Origin of the sequence: Halomicroarcula saliterrae (assembly GCF_031624395.1) — an archaeon.
Lineage (GTDB): Archaea > Halobacteriota > Halobacteria > Halobacteriales > Haloarculaceae > Haloarcula > Haloarcula saliterrae.
In genome coordinates this window covers 318,055-343,599 of sequence record NZ_JAMQON010000004.1, presented here as the reverse complement: position 1 = coordinate 343,599, position 25,545 = coordinate 318,055, and the positions used below count along the sequence as shown (strand labels likewise).

Annotated in this window: 31 protein-coding genes and 1 tRNA gene; 19 read left to right on the top strand and 13 right to left on the bottom strand. The window is 64.7% G+C overall.

Going from position 1 to position 25,545, the window contains the following annotated elements; genetic code table 11:
- The first annotated feature begins 118 nt into the window (after positions 1-118).
- From NDI56_RS15510 to NDI56_RS15470, 9 genes are all read left to right on the top strand, one after another.
- The gene (locus NDI56_RS15510) at positions 119-2,305 is read left to right on the top strand and encodes an elongation factor EF-2 (RefSeq protein WP_310920559.1); all 2,187 of its coding nucleotides are present in this window, start codon (positions 119-121) and stop codon (positions 2,303-2,305) included.
- 267 nt (positions 2,306-2,572) lie between these two features.
- Complete coding sequence (locus NDI56_RS15505) at positions 2,573-2,794, top strand: hypothetical protein (RefSeq protein ID WP_310920558.1); 222 nt, start codon at positions 2,573-2,575, stop codon at positions 2,792-2,794.
- A gap of 113 nt (positions 2,795-2,907) precedes the next feature.
- Positions 2,908-3,441: an amino acid-binding protein gene (locus NDI56_RS15500; protein ID WP_310920556.1), complete on the top strand. Its 534-nt coding sequence runs from the start codon at positions 2,908-2,910 to the stop codon at positions 3,439-3,441.
- Complete coding sequence (locus NDI56_RS15495; RefSeq protein WP_310920555.1) at positions 3,438-4,385, top strand: homoserine dehydrogenase; 948 nt, start codon at positions 3,438-3,440, stop codon at positions 4,383-4,385. Before NDI56_RS15500 ends, NDI56_RS15495 begins: the two co-directional genes overlap by 4 nt.
- 146 nt (positions 4,386-4,531) lie before the next feature.
- Positions 4,532-5,797 carry a translation elongation factor EF-1 subunit alpha gene (gene tuf, locus NDI56_RS15490; protein ID WP_310920554.1) on the top strand — a complete coding sequence of 422 codons (1,266 nt, stop codon included), beginning with the start codon at positions 4,532-4,534 and terminating at the stop codon, positions 5,795-5,797.
- A gap of 3 nt (positions 5,798-5,800) precedes the next feature.
- Complete coding sequence (rpsJ, locus tag NDI56_RS15485; RefSeq protein WP_262174971.1) at positions 5,801-6,112, top strand: 30S ribosomal protein S10; 312 nt, start codon at positions 5,801-5,803, stop codon at positions 6,110-6,112.
- A gap of 195 nt (positions 6,113-6,307) precedes the next feature.
- Positions 6,308-6,379: transfer RNA gene (locus NDI56_RS15480), tRNA-Ala, on the top strand.
- 247 nt (positions 6,380-6,626) lie between these two features.
- A complete protein-coding gene (locus tag NDI56_RS15475; RefSeq protein WP_310920553.1) occupies positions 6,627-6,923 on the top strand; it encodes a ribbon-helix-helix domain-containing protein in 297 nt (98 codons plus the stop codon).
- Positions 6,913-7,200 carry a type II toxin-antitoxin system RelE family toxin gene (locus NDI56_RS15470; protein WP_310920552.1) on the top strand — a complete coding sequence of 96 codons (288 nt, stop codon included), beginning with the start codon at positions 6,913-6,915 and terminating at the stop codon, positions 7,198-7,200. The genes NDI56_RS15475 and NDI56_RS15470 overlap by 11 nt, the downstream gene beginning before the upstream one ends.
- Before the next feature lie 418 nt (positions 7,201-7,618).
- Here the strand turns inward: NDI56_RS15470 and NDI56_RS15465 are convergent, their stop codons facing one another.
- The 3 genes from NDI56_RS15465 to NDI56_RS15455 all read right to left on the bottom strand — a co-directional run bounded on the left by NDI56_RS15465 (position 7,619) and on the right by NDI56_RS15455 (position 10,557).
- Positions 7,619-8,104, bottom strand: a complete 486-nt coding sequence (locus NDI56_RS15465) for a hypothetical protein (protein ID WP_310920551.1) — start codon at positions 8,102-8,104, stop codon at positions 7,619-7,621.
- 284 nt (positions 8,105-8,388) lie between these two features.
- Positions 8,389-9,033 carry a DUF389 domain-containing protein gene (locus NDI56_RS15460; protein ID WP_310920550.1) on the bottom strand — a complete coding sequence of 215 codons (645 nt, stop codon included), beginning with the start codon at positions 9,031-9,033 and terminating at the stop codon, positions 8,389-8,391.
- A 1,257-nt stretch (positions 9,034-10,290) separates the two neighbouring features.
- Positions 10,291-10,557 carry a type II toxin-antitoxin system HicB family antitoxin gene (locus NDI56_RS15455; protein WP_310920548.1) on the bottom strand — a complete coding sequence of 89 codons (267 nt, stop codon included), beginning with the start codon at positions 10,555-10,557 and terminating at the stop codon, positions 10,291-10,293.
- 586 nt (positions 10,558-11,143) lie between these two features.
- Here NDI56_RS15455 and NDI56_RS15450 point away from each other — a divergent pair.
- Positions 11,144-12,328: an HNH endonuclease gene (locus NDI56_RS15450; protein ID WP_310920547.1), complete on the top strand. Its 1,185-nt coding sequence runs from the start codon at positions 11,144-11,146 to the stop codon at positions 12,326-12,328.
- A gap of 3 nt (positions 12,329-12,331) precedes the next feature.
- Here NDI56_RS15450 and NDI56_RS15445 read toward each other — a convergent pair whose 3' ends face one another.
- Together NDI56_RS15445 and NDI56_RS15440 are read right to left on the bottom strand one after the other, a co-directional pair.
- Positions 12,332-12,613, bottom strand: coding sequence for a winged helix-turn-helix domain-containing protein (locus tag NDI56_RS15445; protein ID WP_310920546.1), 282 nt, complete (start codon positions 12,611-12,613; stop codon positions 12,332-12,334).
- Between the two features lie 11 nt (positions 12,614-12,624).
- A complete protein-coding gene (locus NDI56_RS15440; RefSeq protein WP_310920545.1) occupies positions 12,625-12,942 on the bottom strand; it encodes a helix-turn-helix domain-containing protein in 318 nt (105 codons plus the stop codon).
- Between the two features lie 255 nt (positions 12,943-13,197).
- Here NDI56_RS15440 and NDI56_RS15435 point away from each other — a divergent pair, with 255 nt between their 5' ends.
- Both NDI56_RS15435 and NDI56_RS15430 read left to right on the top strand, forming a co-directional pair.
- On the top strand, positions 13,198-14,175 hold the full coding sequence (locus NDI56_RS15435) for a hydroxyacid dehydrogenase (protein WP_310920543.1): 978 nt from the start codon (positions 13,198-13,200) through the stop codon (positions 14,173-14,175).
- The gene (locus NDI56_RS15430) at positions 14,172-14,957 is read left to right on the top strand and encodes an HpcH/HpaI aldolase family protein (RefSeq protein WP_310920542.1); all 786 of its coding nucleotides are present in this window, start codon (positions 14,172-14,174) and stop codon (positions 14,955-14,957) included. Before NDI56_RS15435 ends, NDI56_RS15430 begins: the two co-directional genes overlap by 4 nt.
- 58 nt (positions 14,958-15,015) lie before the next feature.
- Here NDI56_RS15430 and NDI56_RS15425 read toward each other — a convergent pair whose 3' ends face one another.
- Positions 15,016-15,153, bottom strand: coding sequence for a hypothetical protein (locus NDI56_RS15425; RefSeq protein ID WP_310920541.1), 138 nt, complete (start codon positions 15,151-15,153; stop codon positions 15,016-15,018).
- Positions 15,154-15,304: 151 nt separating this feature from the next.
- Entirely contained in the window at positions 15,305-15,592 is a 288-nt protein-coding gene (locus NDI56_RS15420) for a DUF7577 domain-containing protein (protein WP_310920540.1), read from the bottom strand.
- Between the two features lie 131 nt (positions 15,593-15,723).
- Between NDI56_RS15420 and NDI56_RS15415 the strand changes: the two genes are divergently transcribed.
- Positions 15,724-16,158: a DUF6735 family protein gene (locus tag NDI56_RS15415; RefSeq protein ID WP_310920539.1), complete on the top strand. Its 435-nt coding sequence runs from the start codon at positions 15,724-15,726 to the stop codon at positions 16,156-16,158.
- 9 nt (positions 16,159-16,167) lie between these two features.
- Positions 16,168-16,899, top strand: a complete 732-nt coding sequence (gene nucS / locus NDI56_RS15410) for an endonuclease NucS (RefSeq protein ID WP_310920537.1) — start codon at positions 16,168-16,170, stop codon at positions 16,897-16,899.
- Here nucS and NDI56_RS15405 read toward each other — a convergent pair.
- Complete coding sequence (locus NDI56_RS15405; protein WP_310920536.1) at positions 16,893-17,150, bottom strand: HalOD1 output domain-containing protein; 258 nt, start codon at positions 17,148-17,150, stop codon at positions 16,893-16,895. The two genes, nucS and NDI56_RS15405, sit on opposite strands and share 7 nt — an antisense overlap.
- Before the next feature lie 64 nt (positions 17,151-17,214).
- Positions 17,215-19,851, bottom strand: coding sequence for a DNA mismatch repair protein MutS (gene mutS, locus NDI56_RS15400; RefSeq protein WP_310920535.1), 2,637 nt, complete (start codon positions 19,849-19,851; stop codon positions 17,215-17,217).
- 87 nt (positions 19,852-19,938) lie between these two features.
- Between mutS and NDI56_RS15395 the strand changes: the two genes are divergently transcribed.
- Both NDI56_RS15395 and NDI56_RS15390 read left to right on the top strand, forming a co-directional pair.
- On the top strand, positions 19,939-20,265 hold the full coding sequence (locus NDI56_RS15395; protein WP_310920533.1) for a thioredoxin family protein: 327 nt from the start codon (positions 19,939-19,941) through the stop codon (positions 20,263-20,265).
- Positions 20,266-20,322: 57 nt separating this feature from the next.
- Complete coding sequence (locus tag NDI56_RS15390) at positions 20,323-21,096, top strand: DUF7847 domain-containing protein (RefSeq protein ID WP_310920531.1); 774 nt, start codon at positions 20,323-20,325, stop codon at positions 21,094-21,096.
- Here the strand turns inward: NDI56_RS15390 and NDI56_RS15385 are convergent, their stop codons facing one another.
- Together NDI56_RS15385 and NDI56_RS15380 are read right to left on the bottom strand one after the other, a co-directional pair.
- Positions 21,097-21,534 (bottom strand): universal stress protein, encoded by a 438-nt coding sequence (locus tag NDI56_RS15385; RefSeq protein ID WP_310920529.1) that lies wholly within the window; start codon positions 21,532-21,534, stop codon positions 21,097-21,099.
- A gap of 24 nt (positions 21,535-21,558) precedes the next feature.
- Positions 21,559-22,650: a sulfite exporter TauE/SafE family protein gene (locus NDI56_RS15380; RefSeq protein ID WP_310920527.1), complete on the bottom strand. Its 1,092-nt coding sequence runs from the start codon at positions 22,648-22,650 to the stop codon at positions 21,559-21,561.
- A gap of 184 nt (positions 22,651-22,834) precedes the next feature.
- Here NDI56_RS15380 and NDI56_RS15375 point away from each other — a divergent pair, with 184 nt between their 5' ends.
- Positions 22,835-23,008 carry a hypothetical protein gene (locus tag NDI56_RS15375; protein ID WP_310920526.1) on the top strand — a complete coding sequence of 58 codons (174 nt, stop codon included), beginning with the start codon at positions 22,835-22,837 and terminating at the stop codon, positions 23,006-23,008.
- Between the two features lie 14 nt (positions 23,009-23,022).
- Here the strand turns inward: NDI56_RS15375 and NDI56_RS15370 are convergent, their stop codons facing one another.
- Together NDI56_RS15370 and NDI56_RS15365 are read right to left on the bottom strand one after the other, a co-directional pair.
- A complete protein-coding gene (locus tag NDI56_RS15370) occupies positions 23,023-23,658 on the bottom strand; it encodes a DsbA family oxidoreductase (RefSeq protein WP_310920524.1) in 636 nt (211 codons plus the stop codon).
- A 72-nt stretch (positions 23,659-23,730) separates the two neighbouring features.
- Complete coding sequence (locus NDI56_RS15365; protein ID WP_310920523.1) at positions 23,731-24,480, bottom strand: hypothetical protein; 750 nt, start codon at positions 24,478-24,480, stop codon at positions 23,731-23,733.
- 155 nt (positions 24,481-24,635) lie between these two features.
- On the opposite strand from NDI56_RS15365, the gene NDI56_RS15360 reads away from it, so the two are divergent.
- On the top strand, positions 24,636-25,091 hold the full coding sequence (locus NDI56_RS15360; RefSeq protein WP_310920521.1) for a ferritin-like domain-containing protein: 456 nt from the start codon (positions 24,636-24,638) through the stop codon (positions 25,089-25,091).
- Between the two features lie 100 nt (positions 25,092-25,191).
- Positions 25,192-25,434 (top strand): PRC-barrel domain containing protein, encoded by a 243-nt coding sequence (locus NDI56_RS15355; RefSeq protein ID WP_310920520.1) that lies wholly within the window; start codon positions 25,192-25,194, stop codon positions 25,432-25,434.
- Positions 25,435-25,545: the final 111 nt, after the last annotated feature.

Genomic DNA, 25,545 nt, shown 5'->3' with positions numbered 1-25,545 from the left:
ATACCGCCAGTCCGCGCGACAGGGTCGCTCCCCGTCGAGCGTCCCCGTTCGCGTGTCGCTGACACGCTCACGTGGAAACACTACCCTTTTGACCCTCCTGTTGATACGATTCTGTATAATGGGCCGACGCAAAAAGATCGTACAAGAATGTGAGACACTGATGAGCGACCCGGAGCACATCCGGAACATCGCCATCGCGGCTCACGTCGACCACGGTAAGACGACGCTGACGGACAACCTGCTCGCTGGGGCAGGCATGATCTCCGACGACACGGCCGGCGAACAGTTGGCCATGGACACGGAGGAAGACGAGCAGGAACGCGGGATCACCATCGACGCGGCCAACGTCTCGATGACCCACGAGTACGAGGACCAGAACCACCTCATCAACCTCATCGACACCCCCGGCCACGTCGACTTCGGCGGCGACGTGACCCGGGCGATGCGTGCCGTCGACGGCGCGCTCGTTGTGGTCGACGCGGTCGAGGGCGCGATGCCCCAGACCGAGACGGTGCTCCGGCAGGCCCTGCGCGAGGGCGTCAAGCCGACGCTGTTCATCAACAAGGTCGACCGCCTCATCTCCGAGCTTCAGGAAGGCCCCGAAGAGATGCAGAACCGACTCCTCAACGTCATCGACGACGTCAACGAGCTCATCCGCGGGATGACCGAGGAGATGGACGACATCGAGGACTGGACGGTCTCCGTCGAGGAAGGCACCGTCGGCTTCGGCTCCGCGCTGTACAAGTGGGGCGTCTCGATGCCGTCGATGCAGCGCACCGGTATCGACTTCGGCGAGATCATGGAGCTCGAACGCGCCGACAAGCGCCAGGAGCTCCACGAGCGCTCCCCGCTGTCGGACGTCGTGCTGGACATGGTGTGTGAGCACTTCCCGAACCCCGTCGACGCCCAGCCGATGCGCGTTCCGCGCATCTGGCGTGGCGACGCCGAGTCCGACCTCGCGGACGACATGCGGCTGGTCAACGAGGACGGCGAAGTCGTCCTGATGGTCACCGACATCGGTGTCGACCCCCACGCCGGCGAGATCGCCGCCGGGCGTGTCTTCTCCGGGACGCTGGAGAAGGGTCAGGAGCTGTACGTCTCCGGGACTGCGGGCAAGAACCGCATCCAGAGCGTCGGCATCTACATGGGTGGCGAGCGCGAGGAAGTGGACCACGTCCCCGCCGGGAACATCGCCGCCGTCACCGGCCTCAAGGACGCCATCGCCGGTTCCACCGTCTCCTCGGTCGAGATGACTCCCTTCGAGTCCATCGAGCACATCTCGGAGCCCGTCATCACGAAGTCCGTCGAGGCACAGAACATGGACGACCTGCCGAACCTCATCAAGACGCTCCAGCAGGTCGCCAAAGAGGACCCGACCATCCAGATCGAGATCAACGAGGACACCGGCGAACACCTCATCTCCGGGCAGGGTGAGCTCCACCTGGAGGTCATCGGTCAGCGTATCGAGCGCAACCAGGGCATCCCGATCAACACCGGTGAGCCGATCGTCGTCTACCGCGAAGCGGTACAGAGTCAGTCCCGCGAGGTCGAGGGCCGCTCGCCGAACAACCACAACCGGTTCTACATCACCGTCGAACCGCTCAGCGAGGACATCGTCGAGACCATCAAGATGGGCGAAGCGTCCATGGACATGCCCGAACTGGAGCGCCGCGAGGCGCTGCAGGAGGCCGGCATGGACAAGGACGACTCCCAGAACATCGAGCACATCCACGGCACGAACATCCTGCTCGACGAGACGAAGGGTATCCAGCACCTCAACGAGACGATGGAGCTCGTCATCGAGGGGCTCGAAGAGGCCCTCGACGACGGCCCGCTGGCCGCCGAGCCGGTGCAGGGGTCGCTCCTGCGCCTCCACGACGCCCGACTCCACGAGGACGCCATCCACCGCGGTCCGGCACAGGTCATCCCCGCCGTTCGGGAGGCCGTCCACAACGCCCTCATCGACGCCGACATCAAGCTGCTGGAGCCGATTCAGCAGGTCCGTATCGACGTGCCCAACGACCACATGGGCGCGGCGTCCGGCGAGATTCAGGGCCGACGTGGCCGCGTCGACGACATGTACCAGGAGGGTGACCTCATGGTCGTCGAGGGCGTCGCGCCCGTCGACGAGATGATCGGCTTCTCCAGCGACATCCGCAGCGCGACCGAGGGTCGCGCCTCCTGGAACACCGAGAACGCCGGCTTCCAGGTCATGGCCGACAACCTCCAGCCGGAGAAGATCACGGAGATCCGAGAGCGCAAGGGCATGAAGACGGAGCTGCCCGCCGCTATCGACTACTTCTAAGCCACCTTTTTCTCGCCCTTCCTCGCGGCGCTTCGCGCCGTGGTCCGAGAGAGCGAAGCTCTCTCGTCATCACGAAAGGCGCTGTGCGCCTTTCGAACGACTGTGAGAGGACTCCTGGAAAACGTGGGCGAAAAAGCGGACACTCGCTTCGCTCGTGTCCGAAGAAACCGCGCCTCGCTTCGCTCGGCGCGGGATGCTCTCTGCTATCCCTTCTGTTCCTGCCAGCGCCGCCAGTAGGCTTAGGCGGCCCGGCGACAAACGCCCTGTATGTCTAGGCGACTCTACCAGCTCGTGGACCTCCTCGTGGCGGCGCTCATCGCCGGCACGTCGACAGTCATCTGGGGGCTGGTCGTCCCGCCCGCGGTCGCGCTGTGGATAGCCACCCTGTTTGCGGCGGTGTACTACTTCTCCCGGAACCCCTGGGGGTCGCCGAAGGGCGCGGCGTACAACGACTGGATAGACGAGCTCTACGAGCGGTATCTCCCGTAGTCGACGGGGTCGCCGGCCTCTCCGTCGGCCGTCCGAAACGGCGGGATTCTTATAGCTACCCGCTTTGAGTCTCCGGTAATGAAACCGAGGACGCGAACGGAGGTGAGCGGGCGATGAGTGACTCGACCGACGAGGTTCGGTCCTACACAGTTCGGCTCGAACTCGTCGACGAGCCGGGGGCGCTGCTGGACGCGCTCGAACCCATCGCCAGTAACGGCGGGAACCTCCTCTCTATCTTCCACGAACGGGGGAACCTGACCCCGCGGGGCCACATCCCCGTGGAGGTCGACCTAGAGGCGACGCCAGAGCGCTTCGAGGGCATCGTGGAGGCGCTGCGGGAGGCCGGCATCAACGTCATTCAGGCCGGCGCGGAGCGGTACAGTGAGGCCATGACAGTCGTCCTCTCGGGCCATCTCATCAACACCGACCTCTCGGACACCGTCTCGCGCATCCAGCAGGCGACCAACGCCACGGTGACGGACCTCTCTCTGTCCGCCCCCGAAGGAACCGAAGACGCCTCCAGTGCGCGCATCCGTCTGGCGACCGAACGGGACGCCGCCGAGGGCGTGATGGACACCGTCCGCGAGGTCGCAGCCGAAAAGGAGCTGCGGGTCATCGAACCGCTCGGTGCCGGGGGTGACCTATGAGACTCGCCGTGCTGGGCGCCGGTGCCGTGGGGTCGTCGGTCGCGGAACTGGCCGCCGACTACGGCCACACCGTCACCGCCTACGCCGACTCCCGGAGCGCCGCTGTCGACTCCGACGGTATCGACGTCGAGGCGGCGTTCGAGCGCAAGGGGACCGACGGCCTCGTCGGCGACGACGACCCGGTGGACGCCGTGAACGGCCCCTACGACGTGCTCGTCGAGGCGACGCCGACGACCCTCGGTGACGCCCAGCCCGGCTTCGGCCACGTCGAGACGGCGCTCCAGCGGGACCGTCACGTCGTGCTCGCGAACAAGGGGCCGGTCGCCGAACGCTACGCCGACGTGCGCGAACTCGAACGCGGGAGCGACGGCTCGGTGCTGTTCGAGGCGACCGTCGGCGGCGCGATGCCGGTGCTTTCCACCATCGACGATTTCGACCCCGAACACATCACCGCGGTTCGGGGCGTGCTCAACGGCACCGCCAACTTCATCCTCTCGCGGATGGGCGCGGAGGGGCTGGGCTACGAACACGTCCTCGCGGAGGCGCAGGACCTCGGCGTCGCCGAGGCCGACCCGACCTTCGACGTGGACGGCACCGACGCCGCGCTGAAAGGCGTCATCGTCGCGAACGTGCTCGCCGACGACGGGACCGAGTACACGCTCGACGACGCCGAGGTCGAAGGCATTCAGGATATCGAGGGCAGCGCCCTCGAACTGGCCGCCGAGGACGGGCGGACCGTCCGTCTCATCGCCGAGGTCGTCGAGGGCGAGGTCCGCGTCGGCCCGCGTCTCGTCCCCGAACACGCGCCGCTGGCTCCCACTGGTACGCGAAACATCGTCCAGCTGGAGACCGAACACGCCGGACGGCTCAACATCTCCGGCCGCGGTGCGGGCGGCCCGGAGACCGCCAGCGCGGTGCTCGCCGACGTCGGCCGGCTAGAGTAGGCGCCGTCTACCCGTCGGACCCCATGCGCGTCACACTCTCTCAAATCGCCAGACGGCGACGCTATGCGTGGCGAGGACTTTCGAAATCGTTTTATGAACCACCGGCTAAAGACTCCGATACAGCGCCTCTGCGCGTGAGAAACAACATGAGCGACGAACAACACCAGAACCTGGCCATTATCGGCCACGTCGACCACGGTAAGAGCACGCTCGTCGGCCGACTCCTGTACGAGACAGGGTCGGTCCCCGAGCACGTCATCGAACAGCACAAGGAAGAGGCCGAGGAGAAAGGCAAGGGCGGATTCGAGTTCGCCTACGTCATGGACAACCTCGCCGAAGAGCGAGAGCGCGGTGTCACCATCGACATCGCCCACCAGGAGTTCAGCACGGACACCTACGACTTCACCATCGTCGACTGTCCCGGCCACCGCGACTTCGTGAAGAACATGATCACGGGCGCGAGCCAGGCCGACAACGCTGTCCTCGTCGTCGCCGCCGACGACGGTGTCCAGCCACAGACCCAGGAGCACGTCTTCCTGGCCCGCACCCTGGGCATCGGCGAACTCATCGTCGCCGTCAACAAGATGGACCTCGTCGACTACGCCGAGGGCGACTACAAGGAGACCGTCGAAGAGGTCAAGGACCTCCTCAACCAGGTCCGCTTCGACACCGACGACGCCGAGTTCATCCCGATCTCCGCGTTCGAGGGCGACAACATCGCCGAAGAGTCCGACAACACGGGCTGGTACGACGGCGAAATCCTGCTCGAAGCCCTCAACAACCTGCCGGCTCCGGAGCCGCCGACGGACGCGCCGCTCCGACTGCCGATTCAGGACGTCTACACCATCTCCGGCATCGGTACGGTCCCCGTAGGCCGCGTCGAGACGGGTATCCTCAACACCGGCGACAACGTCAGCTTCCAGCCGTCTGACGTCGCCGGCGAGGTCAAGACCGTCGAGATGCACCACGAGGAAGTCCCCAAGGCCGAGCCCGGTGACAACGTCGGGTTCAACGTCCGCGGCGTCGGCAAGGACGACATCCGCCGCGGTGACGTCTGTGGCCCCGCCGACGACCCGCCGTCGGTCGCCGAGACCTTCCAGGCCCAGATCGTCGTGATGCAGCACCCATCCGTCATCACGGAGGGGTACACGCCGGTCTTCCACGCTCACACCGCACAGGTCGCCTGTACGGTCGAGTCGCTGGACAAGAAGATCGACCCGTCCTCCGGCGAGGTCGCCGAGGAGAACCCCGACTTCATCCAGAACGGGGACGCTGCCGTCGTGACGGTCCGACCCCAGAAACCGCTCAGCATCGAGCCGTCCTCCGAGATTCCGGAGCTCGGTTCGTTCGCTATCCGCGACATGGGTCAGACCATCGCCGCTGGCAAAGTCCTCAGCGTCAACGAGCGATAACACATGTCCCAGCAGGCACGCGTTCGGCTCGCGGGCACGAGTCCCGAGGACCTGGACAACATCTGCGCCGACGTGCGGGAGATCGCCGAGAAGACGGGGGTCGAGCTGTCGGGCCCCGTCCCGCTCCCCACCAAGACGCTCGAAGTCCCCACCCGCAAGTCCCCCGACGGTGAGGGGACCGCGACGTGGGAACACTGGGAGATGCGCGTCCACAAGCGCCTCATCGATATCGATGCCGACGAACGGGCCCTGCGCCAGCTGATGCGCATCCAGGTGCCCAACGACGTCTCCATCGAGATCGTCCTCGAGGACTGAGCGAACCCGCCGGTTCGCGACGGCCGGAAGGCCAAGGTCTTTCGGAACTGCACAGCGGGCTGTGACACGGCGGCCGTGTCACCGCTCTGGCCCGCCCAACGTGGCCGGGACACACTCCACACACCGTGTGCATCGCTATCGAAAATCGCCCTCACGCGCAGGGTTTTTATCACCCCGCGTTCGAGAGGCACGTGCGGGCTCGTAGATCAGTGGCAGATCGCTTCCTTCGCAAGGAAGAGGCCCCGGGTTCAAATCCCGGCGAGTCCATGTTCGGCTTCTTCCGCTTCTCGGGTCTTCTAACACCGCCTAGTCGAACCTATGATGAACTCTCCTGGCATTCGTTATGATTCGTGTCGGAGACGCTGCTGGCTCGATTCGTACCCGGTACTCCGTTGCTGTCGGAGATAATCAATCGGACATTTCGTTCGGCAGTCTCAACAGTACAGTGGCCCGTTTGAGTTAGAACCATGGCTGCAGCAAGATTTAGGTATATACGAGAGTAAAGCACTCGTATATGTCCGATGCAGATACGGCCACCGGAGACGACGGCCCGGAGATGGTCCAAATCAACCTCCGGCTCAGCAAAGCGTTCCTCGACGATATCGACAGCACGTGGCGAGAACAGGGCTTCAATTCTCGAAGCGAATTTCTCCGGTATGCGGCGCGAGACGCAGTGAAGCATCCCGAGTTCTCCCGAGAGGGCTGGAAGCAGGTCGCGGCGAGCGAGCACGACCTTCGCTCGGGTGATGCCGAACTCGTGTCGCGTGAAGAAGTCGTCGAGATGATGGGCCGAGACGAGGATGCCGAGTGAGGATGACTGGACGTGGAAATTCACGCCACAGGCCGTGGACCAGTTCGACTCGCTAGATCCACATATCCAAGACCGCATTGTATCCAAACTGGACGAGGTGGTCGAGTCTGAGTGGCGCGACCCGGATGAGTTCTTGGAACCGCTCACTGGCGGGCCGTTCTCGAAACTCCGTGTCGGGCAGTATCGACTCGCCTGCACGCTTGACCGGAGTGGGTCGGTACTAGAAGTTCACCGTATCGAACAGCGAAGCGGGGCCTACACTGCTGACGACGACTGATTAGTTCGGTTTTATAATCACAAGACAGCATCGGGATTCATACGATTCTTTGACGCGGCGTGATTGAACCCCGGCGAGTCCACGTACGGCTCTTTCAACTTCTCAGACAATTTATCGGCATTTCAAGACATTCAGGATGGACTCTGCTGGAGTTCGTCATAATTCGTGTCGGGGTCATCGCTGGCTCGGATTCGCGTTCCCCGACTCGGAGACACACGAGATAATCAATCAGTCATTGCACCGAAATCGCCCGTCTCGTGATGCCGCCGCGCGTATCAGGTCTTACGTGGCTTCGGTAATATAATTAGAATGACGGGTTTTCCAGACGGTGCTGAATATACGGCGCGTACGCAGCACGTCGCATATCAAGAACCCTGCCCATGATAGCAATGGTCCGCGAAGACACCGAGCGTGTCGATTACCACTCCAGATTCCCGCCGAAACCGTACGAGAACTCTTCTGCGGAGGTCGACTCCTCGATTTCGTGAGGGAGAACGTACTCGTTGACTGTGTCACCCGGGACGGAAACCGCCCGTCGTTCCTCGTACGTTGTACCGTCGTTCACTTCGAGGGTTGAGACGAGTGTTGCTGTGCGACGTTCTGGTGCCGAGTTCTGCACCCAATACTCCAGCGCCACGACGTGTTCCTCTGGATCGAGGTCTCCCCCAGAGCGGGTGATGAAAAGCTGTTCGATGTTGGTTTCAGCAGCACTGTCGGATTCGCTGACGGGAACTGACGCCTCCGGTTCGAGTAGCTCCGCATCCTGTTCAGGCTCGGCTGTCTCAGTCTGAGGTTCCGCGTTTCCGTCGTCTCCGAGATCGTCTGACCCGAGACATCCTGCGAACGCAGTTGCAATTGTGAGACCGCCTGTGCCTGCCACGGTGATGAATTTGCGCCTCTCCATGCAGTGACTATCATACCACAACCAGTTCTCAAAAATATTTTTCTGGATTCTGTAGAATTAAATAACTAATCGGCACTAAATCTGCGCTCAACATATTGCACGCGTTTTCTGCCCGGTGATCGATCGGTTGAGTCAGGCCGTGCAAGATGTAGGGTGCGTCTCTCGCAAGGGATGGGCTCTTGCTCGCTACTGAAATCGCTCGGCACAGAGGATGAGTTTCCCAGAAGAGTCCGTTCGATTTGGCATGGATGAGCCAAACAGGCGATAGGTACGTTGCATGCCTATTAGGCTGGGTGTGCTTTACTATCGCCACGAGTGTGGAGCCAGAGTGTTAGCGTCCCAGTTATCACGACCATGCCTGCATTTACGACGAGTAAGAGTAGACCGCCACTGGCTTTAGCAGGCGCTCGTGACAGTAATGTTATTCCCCCAGCAGCTGCGGCCGGGACGAGTGCGAGGGCAGCGACGACGCCGACCAGAGTCTCTGTCCGATCTTCGTCGGTCGCTATCCCCGCCGCGATACCCGCCGCGGCAGCAGCAAGAACGCTGTACCAGCCGGCCGTAATGCGTTCCTCAAGTAGTGGTTTCTCGATGAGGTTCTCCGCAGCTGGGAGAACTCCTGTCATGTTCAGTATCACCGTCGTTACCATCGCCCCAGCAGTCGCAGCCAAAAGACCGCCGACACCGACCAAGGCCCCGAATCCAGCTCGCTTCAACCGGTTGGCAGCGATGCCAGCGGAAACGAGTTCCAATGGCGTCAATGCCGGGGCAATGACCATCGCGCCGATGAGGATTGGAATCGAGTTGGTTAGGAGAGCCACGCCAGCAAGCACACCGGACATCGTCATCAAAACAAGATATGACGTATCGAGCCCGACCTGTTCGTAGAGGTTCTCGCACTTTTCGCTAAGTGAGACTTGGGCACACACATCGAAGAAACAGGGGCGTGTCAGTTGAATCAATTGCGACTATGCGAGAGGGTCTATCGATGGTAGACTCGACGCAACGCGTCAGCAGTTGCCGTCCCCGAGGTACGGATATACTTCTGCGCGGTTGCCAGATCACTCCAGCCCACAGTGCCTGTAGCGGTACGGGGGCGACACCGGTGTACGCGTGATAACTGGCCGCTGTGGCTCGCAGCCAGTGTGGATAGACGTGACCCGAGAGGCCGGCTTCATTTGCTGCAGCTTGCACTCTTCTGTTGACCGTTGACCGTGAGCGGGGGAACCCATCGTACCGAGCAGCGAAGCGTTCGACACACAGCTCCAGACGGAGCGAGAGGGATTCCACCGAAATTGTCAACCGATGGTCGAGTGGAAACGGGTAAAACAGGACCTCCGAGAGGCGGGTATGCCAGTTTTGAGTTCGACAGCGGAAAGACCGCTATACCGGAACTGCGGGGAGAGTTGGTAGTCGGTGAAGTTACCCATGACGAACAATCGAACCATGAGAATCAGTCGCTCTGGCAGCGAATTGTTGGCTCTTTCCCGGGTAGCGGGGCCCTTGCATGTGCTGGCCCGGATGACGTTCCTGAAGACATCCATACTATCGCTGACCGATACGATTTGAACGTCGTCATTGTTGGTGTCTCTTCGGGATACATGCGTGTCGCGCTCTGTGAACCGTCAGAGCACCACTCATCCAGCTGACGTTGCGTTCGACCTTTCGATAGCGGGCTTCGTCAGTGACGACGTGGGGCAAACTGTGCTGGATTGCTGACTCCACCCTCTGTATTCAGCAGCCGATATATGTCACGTTTTGAGGGCTAGCCCGACAGTCCTGGTCCAGCGCTCAAATTTGCTGATTGCTTCGAGGTGTCTGCTTTCGATATTGGTTCCGCACGTCCGACAGCAATGCAACTGATTTTCGGAACACCCTTGCAGTAGTGGTTAATGCGAACTCCAGCAGCGCCAGTGGTCTCATCTTTCCTGACTGGCTGAATAATCACCAGACTGCAGAGGGATTAGTACGATTCTTTCACGCGGCGTGGCGAAACCCCGGCGAGTCCATTTCCCTCGTTCTTCGCTGCGCTCGAACTCGGTCAGCGGACTCGCCGAACATCGCAAACCCGGCGAGACAATGGCGGATTGCTGACGCTTTTCCGTGCTTGCCGTTGTATTTTCGAATCCACCGGTGTTCACCAGCACTTTGACTACCTCCATACCGGAAAACGTTCGCCGCCCCATCTACTGCATGAAGTCCGGGAGCTCTTTCTCGCCAGTCGAGTTGTCCGCTGGGTCGATACCCAACTCACGGAGTTCCTCGTCGGTCGGCTCGTGGCCGATGTCGCCCTTGTGCAGTGCGACGGCCTCGTCAAGCATCTCCAGCGCTTCTTCGCGAGTGTCGCCCTGCGTAGTGACGCCGGTTTCGACGTCGGTGATGACCCATCCGTCGCCCTCACGCCACAGGCGAATCTCGTCCTCGGACTCGCTATCCCGAGTGGAACTCGCCATATACCATCTGCTTTGGCGACAAGGCGAATGAACCTTCGGCAGCGACCCCGGTCGTCACACCACCTCAGTCGCTCCGGCGATTTCCCTATGAACGGTGTCGAGATCCCCTCGGACGTTCGTTCTTGCCGAGTCCATCCCGGCCTATCCTGGGTATCAGGTCTTCTAACGCCGAATAATCGCACCCGTCATGAACTCTCCTGGAGTTCGTGGTGATTCGTGTCGGAGACCGCCCGATTCGTGTTCCGTGACTCGGATACGACGATCAATCGGTCGTTGCCCCGATTTGAATCGTGACGTACCCCATCATATCGGGTGGTTGTGGCTCTGTGAAGCCAGTACCGATGATAGATTTCCTATGCGCTACTGACCGGAGTGCGCGTACTCAGCACGGATGTTTGCGGAACACGAGGTCAGCCGAGCCGCTTAGTACAAGACAACATCGAAGAGGTGTAACCGCGTTCGGTGGAGAGAGCATCGTACTGTTCGGCGGCGACGGCTGACCACGGCCTCCCGCCGACGACCCTTCTATGCAGGCCGGACGGAGGTACGATATCGCGGCTCGGCGTTCTCAATATTTATTATTGCGGTGATATCTATTTCCGTATCGTCGCTGTTTCTGCGCGCACAGGCTTGTGATATAATGCCCTCATATAAAACGCTCTACAAGACTCTCCGAAGTACTGAGTTCGGCTGCATCTCACCAGGATTTCACGAAACGACTGATGTCTATGAACGTGTCCAAGCTGAGTATCCCGACTTATGCGACGATAGTATTCGGTGTGACGAGGTTTGTGGAAACGGCTCAAACCAACCTGAATGGAAACACCGAGTTGACACTGTTCAACAAGACCTTCTCAAGAAGTCCAAATCACGGGTGCAGAAGCTGTCTGACGGGTGGTTTTACGCACCGCATAATACACCAGTCGAGTCTGCCCCGGACACCGCGTCTGGGCTAGAAGTCGGCCGGAAATACAATCGGTGGGAACTGCACGACGATTTCGGTGGACAGCGGTACAGCGGCATTGCGACCCCGGCAGATCACCCACTAGTATTCATATTCACCGGAGACGCCGGTGAAGCCTACGGATACGAAGACGAGTTCTTGCCCGACGACACCTTTCTGTACACTGGTGAAGGTGTTGAGGGCGACATGGCAATGGAGGGGGGTAACGCCGCTATCCGGCACCATCAAAAAGCCAATGAAGAACTTCATGTGTTCGAGAACACGGAATATCCCTGGATTGTGACCTACGTCGGCCAGTTCAGCTATGCCGGGCACCAATCCGATACACTCCCGGATAAGAACGACAACTATCGCGAGGCGATTCGATTTCGGCTAGAGCCCATCGGTGGGACGGAGATCGAAATCGAGGACGGAAGCCCTGGGAGCTTATCGGATGCGGAGCTCTTCGAGAAAGCCAAAGCAAGCTCGCCTACAGATCCCGACCCAGCTTCGACGACTGGCACGGGTAGATCGGGCAGTGGCAGTTCGTACTCACGTTCAGATGTCGTGAAGGAGTTCGCCCTGCGCGATGCTGACGGTGTTTGTCAGGGATGTGGTGAGGCCGCCCCGTTCGAAGATGCACAGGGTGAGCCGTTCCTCGAAGTCCACCATCTGCATCGACGGAGCGACGGCGGGCCGGACGACCCCGAGAACGTGATTGCGGTCTGTCCGAACTGTCACCGTCGCGTTCACTACGGCGCCGCCGGCGATGCGTTCAATCGGGAACTGATTGCGACGGCGAAACACCGGAACGAATCGTTTCGGTAGGTCTCAGGTCGAACGTCCCGCCGGCCACGGCTGCCCGCTCACGTCCAGTTCGCCGGCCAGATACCGCCGCCCGGCGCCGGTAATCTCGTAGTGTAGCAACGCCTGTGACACCGGCGCGACCAGCCCGGCCTCCCCCAGCAGTGCACACCGTTCCCGCACCCGGCCGACGGACGCCCGCAGCGACACCCGGCGAGCAATCGAACGCGGCGTCGCCCGCTCGGTCGCCAGCAGTTCCAGCACCCGCTCGTCGAGGGGCGTCATCCACTCAGCGGGCCGGCGGGCCATCGCCACCTCCGTCAGCCGTCGACGCCGGGACTGTCGGGCTCGCCGGACGCGGTGTCGGTGTCACCATCGCCGATAAACCGGCCTTGTTCGGCATCGTATTTACCGTTGAGGTAGGCCGTCCCCTCGTCGGTCAGCACGTAGACGCCGTTGGCCAGCGGCTGGAGGAGGCCGTGGTCAGCGAGTTTCGTCAGCCGCCGGGAGACCGACGACTTCGAGACGTGTATCTCCGCGCGCGCTGCCAGCTCCGTGGGGGAGCCGCTGCCTTCCTCGCGGATGACCTCCAGAATGCGGTCGTCCCAGATGGTCATCCACGACCCGGACTGTCTCATCGGTCTCGGCTACGGAACACGGTGTTGTGGGTGCTGGTAATGTTCCGCTTAAACCACGCTGTCCCGTAAACAATATTTCGTTGCATTTTTACAACAGCGGTGTGTCGGAACGGGTGCGGGGTGCCACCGATGGCACCCCGTTTGGTCCTATGGGGAGGGCTGTCAGAACACCGCGACACGGGAGTCGTCAGGACACCGCGACACGGGGCTGTCGGAGGCTGCACACTTTTCCCCGTGTCGCGTGAACGCTCGCCTATGCTAGACTCGTGGAACGTTCTTCTACCGAAAGAAATCGACCCGTCGGGCCCCGAATCCATCTCGGACTTCGCCGACTGTACCGGGATGAACGAGTACGAGAGCTACGACGAGGCCCTCGACGATATCGGCCGCTACGACGCCGTCATCGTTCGCGTCGCGCCGCTCGACGCCGGGGTCATAGAGCGGGCGGACAGGCTGGCGGTCATCGCCAAGCACGGCGCGGGGCTCGACAACGTCGACATCGAGGCGGCCTCCGAGCGGGACATCGTCGTCTGCAACACGCCGGGTGCCAACGCCCAGTCCGTCGCGGAACACGCCATCGCGCTGCTCTTTGGCGTCCGTCGGCATCTCCACACGGCCGACAGACACGTCCGGGCCGGCGAGTGGGAGCGGGGGGCGTTCTCGGGGCGCGAACTCACCGACGATACGCTGGGGGTGTACGGGTTCGGGAACATCGCGCGCAGGGCGACGACGCTCGCGCTCGGCATGGGGATGGACGTCGTGGCGTACGACCCTCGAAAGCCCGACGACGCGTTTCCGGAGGGGGTCAGACGCGCGGAATCGTTCAGCCAGCTGTTCGAGTGGTCGGACGCGGTGAGCGTCCACGTCCCGCTGACGGACCACACCCGCCACTCCATCTCGACGGCGGAGCTGTCGGCGCTGGGCGAGCACGGCGTCGTCATCAACACCGCCCGTGGAGCGGTCGTCGACGAGTCGGCGCTGCTCACCGCGCTCGACGACGACAGGGTCGGCGGGGCGGCGCTGGACACCTTCGAGTCGGAGCCCCCGGGCGAGGACCACCCGCTGTACGACCGCGACGACGTGTTGCTGACACCGCACGTCGCCGGCGTGACCAAACAGGCGCTGGCCCGCATGAGCCGGCAGGCGGCGGCGAACGTCCGGACGGTGTACGAGGGCGGGATACCGGAGTCGACGCGGAACCGCGAGGCAATCTCCTGGGAGGGCGACGAATGAGGTCCGAGAACGGTCTCCGGCGGGCGCTGGAAGCCGGGGAGACGGTGTTCGGGGCGAGCGCCGAGACGTTCTCGCCGACGGTCATCGAGACGTTCGGTGCCATCGGCCTGGACTTCGTCTGGCTGGACTTCGAGCACGCCGGCCCGAGCCCCTACGACAGCACCGCGCTCGAAGAGCTGACACGGGCTGCCGAGGCCGGCGACGTCGAACTGCTCGTCCGCCTCCCCAAACCCGAGCCGGCGCTCATCAGGAAGGTACTCGACGCCGGTGTCCGGAGTATCCTGCTCCCGCGCATCGAGACGGCCGAGGAGCTCGAAGCGGCGGTGAAGGCGGCCCACTTCGCGTACGACGGTGACGTGGGCGACCGGGGCGTCGGTGTCGGCCGCTCGGGCAACTGGGCGGGCTACGTCGACAGCTACGTCGGCGGCGAGGACGGCGAGGTGCTCGTCGGGACGATGATAGAGAACGCCACCGCCGTCGAGAACATCGAGGAGATCCTCGCCGTTCCGCAGCTGGGTTTCGCCTTCGTCGGGCCGGCCGACCTCTCGATGTCGCTGTCGGACGGCGACCCGCTGGAGAAGAACGCCGAGGCCGTGTCGGCGGCTATCGACCGAACGCTAGCGGCCTGTCTCGACGCCGGGGTCCCCATCGGCCGCATTCGCAACGACGCGGCCGACGCGGCGGCGGCCGTCGACGCGGGCTACCAGCTCGTCCGTATCGGGGGGGACACGGCCTCGGCGCGCGAGGTACTCGGGGCGCGACTCGACGAGCTACGGGACTGAGTCGGCGAGAGGGCGACTCCTGTCGGGCTGTGCCGACGAAAAAACCGGCTGTGTCAGACTACTGGCGGTCAGATTCCGGATTGTGCTTGCGGCGGTAGGTACCGACCATCTTCCAGATAGTGTCGTCGATTCGCTCACCGTTTGCTTCGTCTTCGAGCTGTCGGTACAGGTTCTCCGAGACTTCGATACGAGGCATCACCAGTGTCTACTGACCGGGAGTAAATAAAATCTATCTGACACGGAATCGAGTAAATGCTTTCAGTCGGGCGGTTAGCGCGGTCCGACCGGGCGCGTGTCGAGACGGCGTCGCCACTCGCGGTATCGGGACCGACGAGTGTGGCGTCCCGTCAGTAACCGTTTGGCCGTTCCTGCGAGGGACGGTGCGGTGTGCCACTCGACATATCTGCGATACACTCCCGACAGAACTGGTACCCCTGCTGATTGCGCGCGCCACAGTGGGCACAGGTGACGGTTCCCGCCTCCTCGTCGCTGGTGACCGGCATCGTCGCCTCGGGGTCGGACTGTGCGGCGCCGCTGGTGGGCTCGCCCTGCCGCCGGTAGGCGTACAGCATGGTCAGGATGTGGACACCGACCAGCAGGGCGATGGCACCGTACAGCCATTCACTCCCGAGCATAGATGACGGTACGGTGACGCGACACTTGAGGGTTGTGCATAGTTGACATGGGTGGGGTTGTGGGTACCCGTTCGCGTTCCCCTCGACCCGTCGCGAGCCTTCAAGTGCGGTGGCGGGACCACCCCTTCGACATGGGGCAGCGTACGCTCGTGGTCGTCCCGCGGCCCGACGGCAAATTCGACTGTCGGTACGCCCACTGGGGGGTGACGGCGGACCCGCTCGCCCAGTCCAGACCCCTCGGTCGAGCGTGGTCGCCAGCGGCCGTTCTGGGCGAACTCGACGCCGGCTACGACCGGCTCCTCCGCTGTGGAGCGGTCCCTCGCTGGTACTGCGTCTGCTGGCTCGACCCGACGCTGTCCGACCCGGGGGACGTGGCGCTGGCGCGGACGGACGACCCCGACGGGCTACGCGCCCGCTGGACAGCGGCGAAGAGTCGCGCCGTCGACGCGGTCGCTGACGGGCTGGCGCCCGCGGCCGCCCGCGCGGGACTCCTGCTCGGGCTGGCCCGGCAGGCCGACGCCCTCTACCGGTCGGACGACGCGTCATTTTTACGCGACGACCGCTAATCGACAGCCGTGACCGCCGACAGCGCCGTCGAGACGCTCTCGTACCCCGAGGCCGACACTGTCAGCGACCTCGTCGCCCGCGCCATCGACCGGGGCGCGATGGTGACGCTGTTCGGTCGCTGTACCGTCGAGTACGACGGCCGCGCGGCGAGCTCGCTCGGCCCCGGCGACCGCCACGTGACGCTGAAACCGGACGGGGCGGCACTGGTCCACACCGACGAGGGCCAGCAGCCGGTCAACTGGCAGCCCCCCGGCTGTGACCACGCGGTCGCCGTCACCGACGGCGCGCTGGAAGTCCACTCCGAACGGTCGAACCCGGCCGAGACGCTCGACGTCACGTTCGAGACGGTGGCCCACGCCGCGGCGTTCGACGTGAGCGACCCCGAGGAGCTGGCCGTCACCGGGACGGAGGCCGACCTCAAGGACCGTATCCTGGCGGAGCCAGACCTCGTCGAAGCCGGGTTCACGCCGCTTGCGACCGAGCGCGAGACGCCCGCCGGCGCGGTCGACATCTACGGCGAGGACGCGACGGGTCGGACCGTCGTCGTCGAGCTCAAGCGCCGCCGCGTCGGTCCGGACGCGGTCGGACAGCTCGACCGCTACGTCGGCGCTCTGGAACGTGACCTACACGCACAGACGGAGGTCCGGGGGATTCTGGTCGCCCCGTCGGTGACCGACCGGGCGCGCCAGCTCCTCGCGAAGAAGGGACTGGAGTTCGTCTCGCTCGAACCGACTCAGTAGACCGCTATCTCCGACTCGGTCACGACCACCTCACAGCCACAGTACCGAAAGGTGACGTGGCGGGCCGACTCGCCGTCCACTATCGCTTCGAGTGCCTCCGGATCGACGACCTTGCCGAGCGGTTTGAGCGCCTGTGGCTCCTCGTTTTCGACGGCTGCCACGGCACGGACAACGGCCATCGTGACCGAGCCGCCTTTCGGTGCCGCCGTCACGACCGGCGTCCCAGTCGTGCTGTCTCCTGTACAGTTCATATCGTAGTTGTATGCATTTTAATATAAAAACTGTGCCCCCTTACTTGTTAGTTGAGGATAACTTCTACTCCACCCGGTCGGCGAGGTCGGCCAGCGCGTTGAGCGCTTCGAGCGGTGTCATCGTCGCCACATCCACGTTACGGAGGCGGGTTTCGATGTCGTCACTCGTGTCGGCGTGGCCGTTCGCCGACGGCGAATCAGCGTCCGCGCGCCGACTGGCGGGCGTTCCGCCCGGCTCGTCGGCCAGTCGCTCGCGGGCGTGGTCGACGACGGTGTCCGGCACACCGGCCATAGCCGCCACCTCGACGCCGTAGGACGCGGCGGCCGGTCCGGCGGCCAGCTCGTGGTCGAAGACGACGGCCCCGTCTTCGCGGCTGGTCTCGAAGTGGCGGTTGGCCACGCCGGCCAGCTCGTCGGCCGCCGCCGTCAGGTCGTGGTGGTGGGTCGCAAACAGCGTGTAGGCCCCGACCTCGTCGTGGAGATACTCGGTGACGGCGCGGGCGATCGCCAGCCCGTCCGCCGTCGAGGTCCCCCGGCCGACCTCGTCGAGCAGGACCAGCGACTCGTCGGTCGCCGCCGTCAGAATCGTCGCCAGCTCGGTCATCTCTATCATGAACGTCGAGCGCCCGCCGGCGATGTCGTCGCTGGCGCCGACGCGGGTGAACACGCGGTCCAGAATCGGCAGGTCGGCCGACGCCGCGGGGACGAAACTGCCGGTCTGGGCGAGCACGCAACAGAGTGCGACCTGACGCATGTACGTCGACTTCCCGCTCATGTTGGGGCCGGTGAGGACGACAAAGCGGTGGTCGTCCCCGCCCAGACGGGTGTCGTTGGGCACGAACGACTCCTCGGCCCGCTCGACGACGGGGTGTCGACCGGCCTCGATATCGATGCCGTCGGCGCCCACGGTCGGCCGGCAGTAGCCGTGCGTCGCGGCGACCTCGCCGAAGGCGACGAGCACGTCCAGGCGCGCCAACCGGTCGGCGAGCGCCTGCACGCGCTCGGCCTCGCTCGCGACGGCGTCGCGCACGCCGCAAAACAGGTCGTACTCCAGCTCGTCGGCCGCCGCCTCGGCCCGGAGTATCCGCTCTTCGCGCTCCTTGAGCTCGGGGGTGTAGTACCGCTCGCTGTTTTTCAGCGTCTGGCGGCGCTGGTAGTCCTCGGGCACCGAATCGAGGTTGGCGTTGGTGACCTCGATGTAGTAGCCGTGTACCGCGGTGTGGCCCACCTTCAGCGAGTCGATGCCGGTGCGTTCGCGCTCGCTCGCTTCGAGGTCGTCTATCCACTGCTTGCCCGACCGCTCCGTCGAGCGCAGGTCGTCTAGCTCCGCGTCGTACCCCTCGCGGATGACCCCGCCCTCGGTTATCTGCTGGGGCGGGTCGGACCGGACGGCGGCCTCGATTTCCTCGCGGGTCTCGGACAGCGGGTCGAGCGTCGACTCTAAGTCCGCGAGCAGTCGCGATTCGGCGTCGGCGAGTTCCGCCCGTATCTCGGGCACTACCGACAGGGTCGCGGCGAGCGAGCGCAGGTCCCGCGCGTCCGCCCGGCCGCGGGAGACCCGCGAGATGAGCCGCTCGATGTCGTACACCTGGCTCAGGAGGTCGTGCAGCCGCTCGCGGGTCCCGGGGCGTCGCTTCAGTTCGCCGACGGCCTCGTGGCGGGCCGCGATGCCGTCCCCGTCCAGCAGCGGTCGCCGGAGCCAGTCGGTCAGCTTCCGACGCCCGAGCGCACACGCCGTCTCGTCCAGCGTGTCCACCACGGTGAGATTCGCGGTCCCGCGGACCGACCGCCGGTCGAACAGTTCGAGGCTCTCGACGGCCACCGCGTCGAGCAGCATGTACTCCCGCGGGTCGTATCGGGTGAGGTGGTTGAGGTAGTCCAGGGTGCCCTCGGGGTCGACGTCGGGGTCGACCGGCTCCCCGTCCGGCCCGACCGCCCCCGCCTTCCCGCGGGTGTACTCGGCGTAGGCGAGCAGGGCGCCACAGGCCCGCAGCTCGGTCTCGCCGGCCAGCAGCCGGTCGGGCGGCCCGAAGTACCGCTCGACGCGCCGCTCGGCCCGCTCACGGCCGAAGGCGTCGGCGTCGTACTCGGTGACGAGACAGCCGCCACCGAACACCCCCTCGTCTACGTCGACCTCGGGTCCGACGATGGCCTCCGCGGGCCCGAAGCGGGAGAGCTCGTCGGCGACGGCCGTCTCGCTTCCCACGCTGGTCGCGTAACACTCGCCGGTCGAGATGTCGACCAGCGCCAGCCCGTACTCCTCGCCGGCCGACAGCGCGGCGACGTAGTTGCTGTCGGCCCCGTCCAGCAGCTCCGCCTCGGTCAGCGTCCCCGGCGTCACCACGCGGGTGACGGCCCGTTCGACGACGCCGCTGACCTCGTCGGGGTCCTCGACCTGGTCGGCGATGGCGACCCGGTAGCCCGCCTCCAGCAGCGTCTCGATGTAGGACTCGGCGTTGTCGATGGGGACGCCCGCCATCGCGTACTCCCCCGTCGAGTCGCTGCGCTGGGTCAGCGTTATCTCACAGAGCCTGGCGACCCGCTCGGCGGCCTCGCAGAAGGCCTCGTAGAAGTCCCCCACCTGAAACAGTACCAGCGCCTCGTCGTACTGCGAACAGAGCTCGAAGTACTGGGCCATCATCGGCGTCAGCTCGTCGTCGAGCTCGGCCATCTTCGCCGGCGGTCCGAGCGCTGCGTCCATACCCGACCTGCCGGGACCGGCGCAAAAATATGCCACGGTCGATGGCACGACCTACAGCGTTTTGCCCGTCTGGACTGTACAGTCGCTATGGCGACATCGGACCGGGTAGTCACGGTGCAGGGCCGCGAGCAACTGGACGCCCTCCTCGCGGACTACGACCGCGTCCTGGTGATGGTCCGGACTGCCGGCTGTACCATCTGTCAGTCCATGGCACCGATTCTCGACACCGTCGCCCGTGCGACGGACGCGGCCGTCGTCGAGTTCAACCCCCGCGAAGACCTCGACGCCGTGGCCGACCTCGGCGTGCGCAGCGTCCCCACGTTCCTGCTGTTCGTCGACGGCGACGAGGTCGACCGCCGGGCCGACGGCTTCGTCCCGACCGCGGAGCTCGTCGCGTTCGTCGACGGCCCCTGAGCCCGTCTCACATAGATGGGCAAACGTTTTGATCGTGTTCGTCGGAGATAACGGTTGATGTCCCTCCAGATTGGTCCCGCTCTCCGTTCGGGTGCCGACAACCTGTTCAGCCGTACCGGCGCGATACTGTTGGCCGCGTACATCGCAGTGACGGCCGCGCTCCTGCCGCTCAGCAACACGATGCTCGCGCGCCTCTACGAAGACGCCGGTCTCACCGCGGCTACCGACGCGATTCCGCTGGTCCTCGACGTCCCGCTCGCGGTCGCCGCCGGCGGCTATCTGGTCGGCGCGCTCGCCGGCGCGTATCTCTCCATCGTCGCCATGCGGACGTTCGTCGCCGGTACCGGCGCTGCCTTCCCCGACGGCGCCCTGAGCCGGAACGTCCCGCTCGCCATGGCCAACGCCGTCGCCGGCGGTATCGTCTACAGCCTGCTCATCTTCCTGGGGTCGGTCGCGCTTGTCGTCCCCGGAATCATCGCCTACGTCGCGTTCCTGTTCATGCTCCCGTACGTCGCCGTCGAGGACCGGAACTTCGTCGACGCGCTCCGGTCGAGCTATCGCCTCAGCAAGGGCAACTGGCTCTCCCTGTTCGTCCTCGTCCTCATCGTCGTCTCCGTCGCCGGATTCCTCGGCGGCGTCGGCGGCCTGTTCTCGGCGCTCCTCCTGCCGCCGGCCGCCGGTCAGCTCGCCCTCGTGGTCGTGACTTCGCCGCTCTCGTTGCTCTCACTCGCCGTCGTCGCTGCGGCGTTCGACCAGCTGCGCGAGGCGGCTGACAGCGACGACCGCTCCGGCTCGACGTCGGCCGCCGAGACGCCTTCGACGCCGGTTTAATCACTCACCGGTCAGTCGGACGGTGACGACCGGCACCGGCGACCGGCGGACGACCTTCTCCGCGACGCTGCCGATGAGATAGTGGTCCAGCCCGGTCCGGCCGTGGGTGCCCATCACGACCATGTCCATCCCCTCCGACTCGACGTAGTCGAGAATCGCCGTCTTGGGGACGCCGTCGACGACTGCCGTCTCGACGGGCAGTGACTGCGACAGCGCCGCGAGCGTCGTCTCGACGGCGTGTTCGGCACGCTCCCTCTCGGCTTCCTTCCAGGCTTCCGCCGAGAGCCCGCTCGTCGGGCTCTCGAATCGGTTGCGCGTGTCGACGACAGAGAGCACGTGGATGGTCGCGTCGAACCGCTCTGCGAGCGCCTCGGCGTGTTTGGCGGCCTGTGTGATACCGTCGCTCCCGTCGGTCGGAAGCAGGATGTCGTCGTACATGGGTGGAGACAGAACGCGAACCGACTAGAAAGCACCGGAGGCCATCAGGAACAGCGCGACGGCGATGACCGCAAAGAGAACGCCCACGCCCTTCTTGATGAGCTCGGTGTCGATGGCCGCGGAGACGTAGGGCGCTATCTGGCCGCCGGTGACCGTCGCCGGCACCGTCCAGACGACCATGTTCCACGGCGTCGAGGCGAGGCTGATGTTGTGTGCCCCCGGGACGAACTGGCCGCCGAAGACGTGGACGAGCGACGCCAGCACCGCGGTGAGCGCGACGACGATGTGGTTGGTACCGATGGCGACCCGCACGGGGACGTTCGTCCGGAGCATCGAGATGATGCCCAGCTCGCCGACGCCGAAGCCGGCCAGTCCCTGGAAGACGCCGCCGATGCTGTAGTTGCCAAAGCGTTCGAGGTAGCCGCCGTGTGAGTAGGTGTAGTCGTTGCCGTCGCGGTCGACCCGCGTGACGGTGCCGTCCTCGGCCCGCTCGACGCCGGCCGGGCCGAGCTTGTCGTCGTCGTCGGGGAGGCCGGCCTCGCCGCCGTCGGCCGAGACCTCGGTCTCCTCGTCGCCGCTGACACCCGGCTCTTCGTGACCCAGATCGGCCTTGAAGAGGAGATACGACGCGACGATGAGCGCGAGGCCAAGCAGTGCGTGAAACAGCGGTGCCGGGATGACAAACGACAGCAGGGCGCCGGCGACGACGAAGGGAACGGCACCCAGCACGAGGCTGAGCGCGAGCTTCCGGTCGACCAGTCCGTACTGGATGAACGCGAGCGCGGAACTGGAGAGACCGAAGGACTCGCTGATGAGGCCGATTTTCACGAGCGTCTGGGAGTCGAGCGTCTCACCGGCGATCAGCGGGAAAACGAAGATGAGGAAGGGGACGAACAGCGCCGAGCCGCTGATACCGACGGTGTTGACGATGGTCGCCCCGACGAGGAACGCGAAGAACAGCCACCAGTACTCAAGCCAGTAGCTCGACCCGGAGCCGTTCGTGGGCGCGCCGTAGTACACGCCAAGCACGAACAGCAGCGGTGCGAGGAACACGAACACGTGCTGGTACTTGAGAAAGGTCTTCTGGATGCTGTCGGACGATGACGACGTGGTCATTGAAAGGTGAATCCACTGTTGGGAATTGCGCTATAAAACCGTTGTTCTCTCCGCTATCTATTGCGATGATTTGTGTAGAATTCCGTCGCTTCGGCCCCGACGCCGCCGGTTGGGCCGGGGGCGCGAGTGCGCGAGGGAATAATCCCTAATGTTTATTGTTGCACGTATGCTACTCCTTACTGTAATGAGCTTTCCCGAAGGGCCAATCGAGGCGGAGCAGTCACACGAGGAGACGGCCGCAGTCGACTCGGCCCCGACGGACGGCTTTCTGACCCCGCTCCGGCGACATATGTCGACCTGGGCCCGACGTTACGTCGAGATGCGCGTCGACGCGCGGACCGGCCGTCGCGGGCTGTAACGGGACCGACTTTTTCAGACGCCGTCGACCAGTCGCTCCAGCTGTGCCGGTGGCACCGCCCCGCGAGCGGCGTAGCCGTCGTATGCGAACGTCGGCACGCCGGTGACGCCCTGCTGGCGGGCCTGTCGGAACTGTTCGCGGACGGCGCTCCGGGCCCCGTCGTCTGCGAGTATCTCCTCGACCGTCTCCGGGTCGACCCCGGCGTCGGCGGCGATGTCGGCGAGCACGTCGGCGTCCCCGATATCGCGCCCGTCCCGCCACAGCGCCTCGAAGACGGCCTCGTCGAAGGCCAGCCACGTCTCGTAGTTCTCCCGTTCCTTGAGCGCGTAGGAGACGACCTGTGCCGGCAGCGAGTCGATGTCGGTCGCGATTTCGAGGTCCATCTCCACGTCGTACTTCTCCTGGAGGCGGCGCACGCCCTGTTTGGCCTCCTCGAAGTACGCCTCGTCTTTGCCGGTGTCGACGCTGTGGTCGATGGTGCCGTCTTCGCGGCGCTGCTGGCTCCGGAGGTCGAAGGGTCGCCAGTCGATTTCGAGGGGCGCGTCACGGCCCGCCCGGTACTGGTCCAGCGACGCCCGGCCGAGATAACAGAACGGACAGACGTAGTCCGAGTAGACGACTATCCGCTCGTTGGCCTGCTGGTCACTCATACGTCCCATCGCCGCTCGACCGGCATTAGCGGGCGTCGATTGTGCGCCCCCTGTACACGACCGGCCCCGGGCTCACTCGCCGTCCCGGAGGTGGCCGGCAATCTCACCGAGGTGGGCCCTCCCGACGACGGCGACCACGTCGCCGGTCCGCCCCAGCGTCGCCAGCCGGTCGGCCATGTAGCGTTCGCGGGCCGTCCGCTTGATGGCGGCCGCGGGCGGCGGGGTGAAGACCCGCAGCATGGACTCGGCCGTCTCGATTCGTCGCCGCTCCTCCGCGGCCTGTCGCTCCGGGTCGTCCCTCCGGCCGGTGTCGTACGCCGTCGGGCCGTCGACGGCGACCTGCAGCGTCGTCAGCGCCGCGACCGCGGCCGCGGCCCGTCGGGTGACGGCCGTCGACGTGACCGACCGGAGGGCCGCGGCCGTCCTGCGGACGGTGGCCAGCGACGCCCGCTCGGCGTAGAGTTCGGCGGCGAGATAGCCCAGAAACCCGATAGAAGGGCCGTCGATACCGACGACGCGCTCCGTGTCGGCCGCCTGAATCGCGGCGCTCATCTCCCCACCCAGCGCCGGCGGCGTCAGGTCGTCGGCGGCGTGGTGGGCGGCCAGCGGGACCGCGAGCGGCGGGAGTTCGAGCGCGAGCACGTCGGGGGCCACCGCGTCGAGCACTGTCCGGACCCGGTACGTGCTCGCGGGGTGGTCGTGGAGGACGCCGACGAGGACGACTGTGCCCGCCTCACCGTCGACGCGCTCGATACTCGCTCCGCTGAGCCGTGGGTCGGTCACCACCCGGTCGTGCCACGGGTCGGGAGTAATACCGGACACACAGCGGAACGACGACATTACTCTTCCGGATGCTCTCCCCTGCCCGACACTACTGGCGGTCACCGACCGGGTAACTGGAAGCCGGAACGCGGTACGAGCTCCTTACGCGCTGTCGTGACCCGTACACGTTTACGTGTAGGACAACAAACACTTCTATGACGAGTGACCGCGTCATCGAACTGCTGCGAAAGGCCTACAGCGACGAGATAGAGACGGTGATGAACTACCAGACGAACGCCATCGTCTTGGACGGCGTTCGCGCCGAGGAGATAAAGGAGAGCCTCCAGACAGACATTCAGGAGGAGTTGAACCACGCCGAGATGCTCGGCCAGCGCCTCAAACAGCTAGAGGCTCAGCCGCCGGGGTCGGCGGAGTTCGTGGCCCGGCAGGACTCGCTGCAACCGCCCGAGGACTCGACGAACGTCATCTCGGTCATCGAGGGCGTCCTCGACGCCGAGGACGACGCCATCGCCACCTACCGCGACCTCATCGACGCCGCCGAGGAGAGCGACGACCCCGTCACCGAGGACATCGCCGTGACTATCCTGGCCGACGAAGAGGCCCACCGAACGGAGTTCCGGGGCTTTCGCAAGGAGTACCGCAGCGACTGACGTTGCCGCGGTGTGACGTCCGCTGGGAGCCTCGGTAAGCTTTCCCGTCAGTCGCTTGCACGCCCATAACAAACACGCTGTCGGGCGAACCGCCGTTGCGATGGCACACACTCTCACCGAAGAAGACGAGGGAAAGAAGGTAGTTAACCACGACGGCGACACCATCGGCGTCATCTCGGGCTTTCGCGGCGGGCAGGCCTACGTCGACCCGGACCCCGGTATCACCGAGAACGTCATGTCGACACTCGGCTGGTCCGACGTAGACGAGGACGACTACGCGCTCAACTCCGATCAGGTCGAACACGTCACCGACGACGAGGTCCGACTCACGTCGGAGCTGTAGCGCGCGACACCTCTCTCTTCGCGCCACCGGTACCGTCATCCTATCTGCCCCCGTACGGGCGTCATGCGACCGACTTTCGCGTCGGATACTCCACGCCCGGCGGCGTGCCGG

What these genes read in the sequence shown, in the direction of transcription:
- NDI56_RS15510 (WP_310920559.1), top strand. Translation starts at nt 119, where the DNA reads ATGGGCCGACGCAAAAAGATCGTACAAGAATGTGAGACACTGATGAGC.
- NDI56_RS15505 (WP_310920558.1), top strand. Translation starts at nt 2,573, where the DNA reads ATGTCTAGGCGACTCTACCAGCTCGTGGACCTCCTCGTGGCGGCGCTC.
- NDI56_RS15500 (WP_310920556.1), top strand. Translation starts at nt 2,908, where the DNA reads ATGAGTGACTCGACCGACGAGGTTCGGTCCTACACAGTTCGGCTCGAA.
- NDI56_RS15495 (WP_310920555.1), top strand. Translation starts at nt 3,438, where the DNA reads ATGAGACTCGCCGTGCTGGGCGCCGGTGCCGTGGGGTCGTCGGTCGCG.
- tuf (WP_310920554.1), top strand. Translation starts at nt 4,532, where the DNA reads ATGAGCGACGAACAACACCAGAACCTGGCCATTATCGGCCACGTCGAC.
- rpsJ (WP_262174971.1), top strand. Translation starts at nt 5,801, where the DNA reads ATGTCCCAGCAGGCACGCGTTCGGCTCGCGGGCACGAGTCCCGAGGAC.
- NDI56_RS15475 (WP_310920553.1), top strand. Translation starts at nt 6,627, where the DNA reads ATGTCCGATGCAGATACGGCCACCGGAGACGACGGCCCGGAGATGGTC.
- NDI56_RS15470 (WP_310920552.1), top strand. Translation starts at nt 6,913, where the DNA reads ATGCCGAGTGAGGATGACTGGACGTGGAAATTCACGCCACAGGCCGTG.
- NDI56_RS15465 (WP_310920551.1), bottom strand. Translation starts at nt 8,104, where the DNA reads ATGGAGAGGCGCAAATTCATCACCGTGGCAGGCACAGGCGGTCTCACA.
- NDI56_RS15455 (WP_310920548.1), bottom strand. Translation starts at nt 10,557, where the DNA reads ATGGCGAGTTCCACTCGGGATAGCGAGTCCGAGGACGAGATTCGCCTG.
- NDI56_RS15445 (WP_310920546.1), bottom strand. Translation starts at nt 12,613, where the DNA reads ATGGCCCGCCGGCCCGCTGAGTGGATGACGCCCCTCGACGAGCGGGTG.
- NDI56_RS15440 (WP_310920545.1), bottom strand. Translation starts at nt 12,942, where the DNA reads ATGAGACAGTCCGGGTCGTGGATGACCATCTGGGACGACCGCATTCTG.
- NDI56_RS15435 (WP_310920543.1), top strand. Translation starts at nt 13,198, where the DNA reads ATGCTAGACTCGTGGAACGTTCTTCTACCGAAAGAAATCGACCCGTCG.
- NDI56_RS15430 (WP_310920542.1), top strand. Translation starts at nt 14,172, where the DNA reads ATGAGGTCCGAGAACGGTCTCCGGCGGGCGCTGGAAGCCGGGGAGACG.
- NDI56_RS15425 (WP_310920541.1), bottom strand. Translation starts at nt 15,153, where the DNA reads ATGCCTCGTATCGAAGTCTCGGAGAACCTGTACCGACAGCTCGAAGAC.
- NDI56_RS15420 (WP_310920540.1), bottom strand. Translation starts at nt 15,592, where the DNA reads ATGCTCGGGAGTGAATGGCTGTACGGTGCCATCGCCCTGCTGGTCGGT.
- NDI56_RS15415 (WP_310920539.1), top strand. Translation starts at nt 15,724, where the DNA reads ATGGGGCAGCGTACGCTCGTGGTCGTCCCGCGGCCCGACGGCAAATTC.
- NDI56_RS15405 (WP_310920536.1), bottom strand. Translation starts at nt 17,150, where the DNA reads ATGAACTGTACAGGAGACAGCACGACTGGGACGCCGGTCGTGACGGCG.
- mutS (WP_310920535.1), bottom strand. Translation starts at nt 19,851, where the DNA reads ATGGACGCAGCGCTCGGACCGCCGGCGAAGATGGCCGAGCTCGACGAC.
- NDI56_RS15395 (WP_310920533.1), top strand. Translation starts at nt 19,939, where the DNA reads ATGGCGACATCGGACCGGGTAGTCACGGTGCAGGGCCGCGAGCAACTG.
- NDI56_RS15390 (WP_310920531.1), top strand. Translation starts at nt 20,323, where the DNA reads ATGTCCCTCCAGATTGGTCCCGCTCTCCGTTCGGGTGCCGACAACCTG.
- NDI56_RS15385 (WP_310920529.1), bottom strand. Translation starts at nt 21,534, where the DNA reads ATGTACGACGACATCCTGCTTCCGACCGACGGGAGCGACGGTATCACA.
- NDI56_RS15380 (WP_310920527.1), bottom strand. Translation starts at nt 22,650, where the DNA reads ATGACCACGTCGTCATCGTCCGACAGCATCCAGAAGACCTTTCTCAAG.
- NDI56_RS15375 (WP_310920526.1), top strand. Translation starts at nt 22,835, where the DNA reads ATGAGCTTTCCCGAAGGGCCAATCGAGGCGGAGCAGTCACACGAGGAG.
- NDI56_RS15370 (WP_310920524.1), bottom strand. Translation starts at nt 23,658, where the DNA reads ATGAGTGACCAGCAGGCCAACGAGCGGATAGTCGTCTACTCGGACTAC.
- NDI56_RS15360 (WP_310920521.1), top strand. Translation starts at nt 24,636, where the DNA reads ATGACGAGTGACCGCGTCATCGAACTGCTGCGAAAGGCCTACAGCGAC.
- NDI56_RS15355 (WP_310920520.1), top strand. Translation starts at nt 25,192, where the DNA reads ATGGCACACACTCTCACCGAAGAAGACGAGGGAAAGAAGGTAGTTAAC.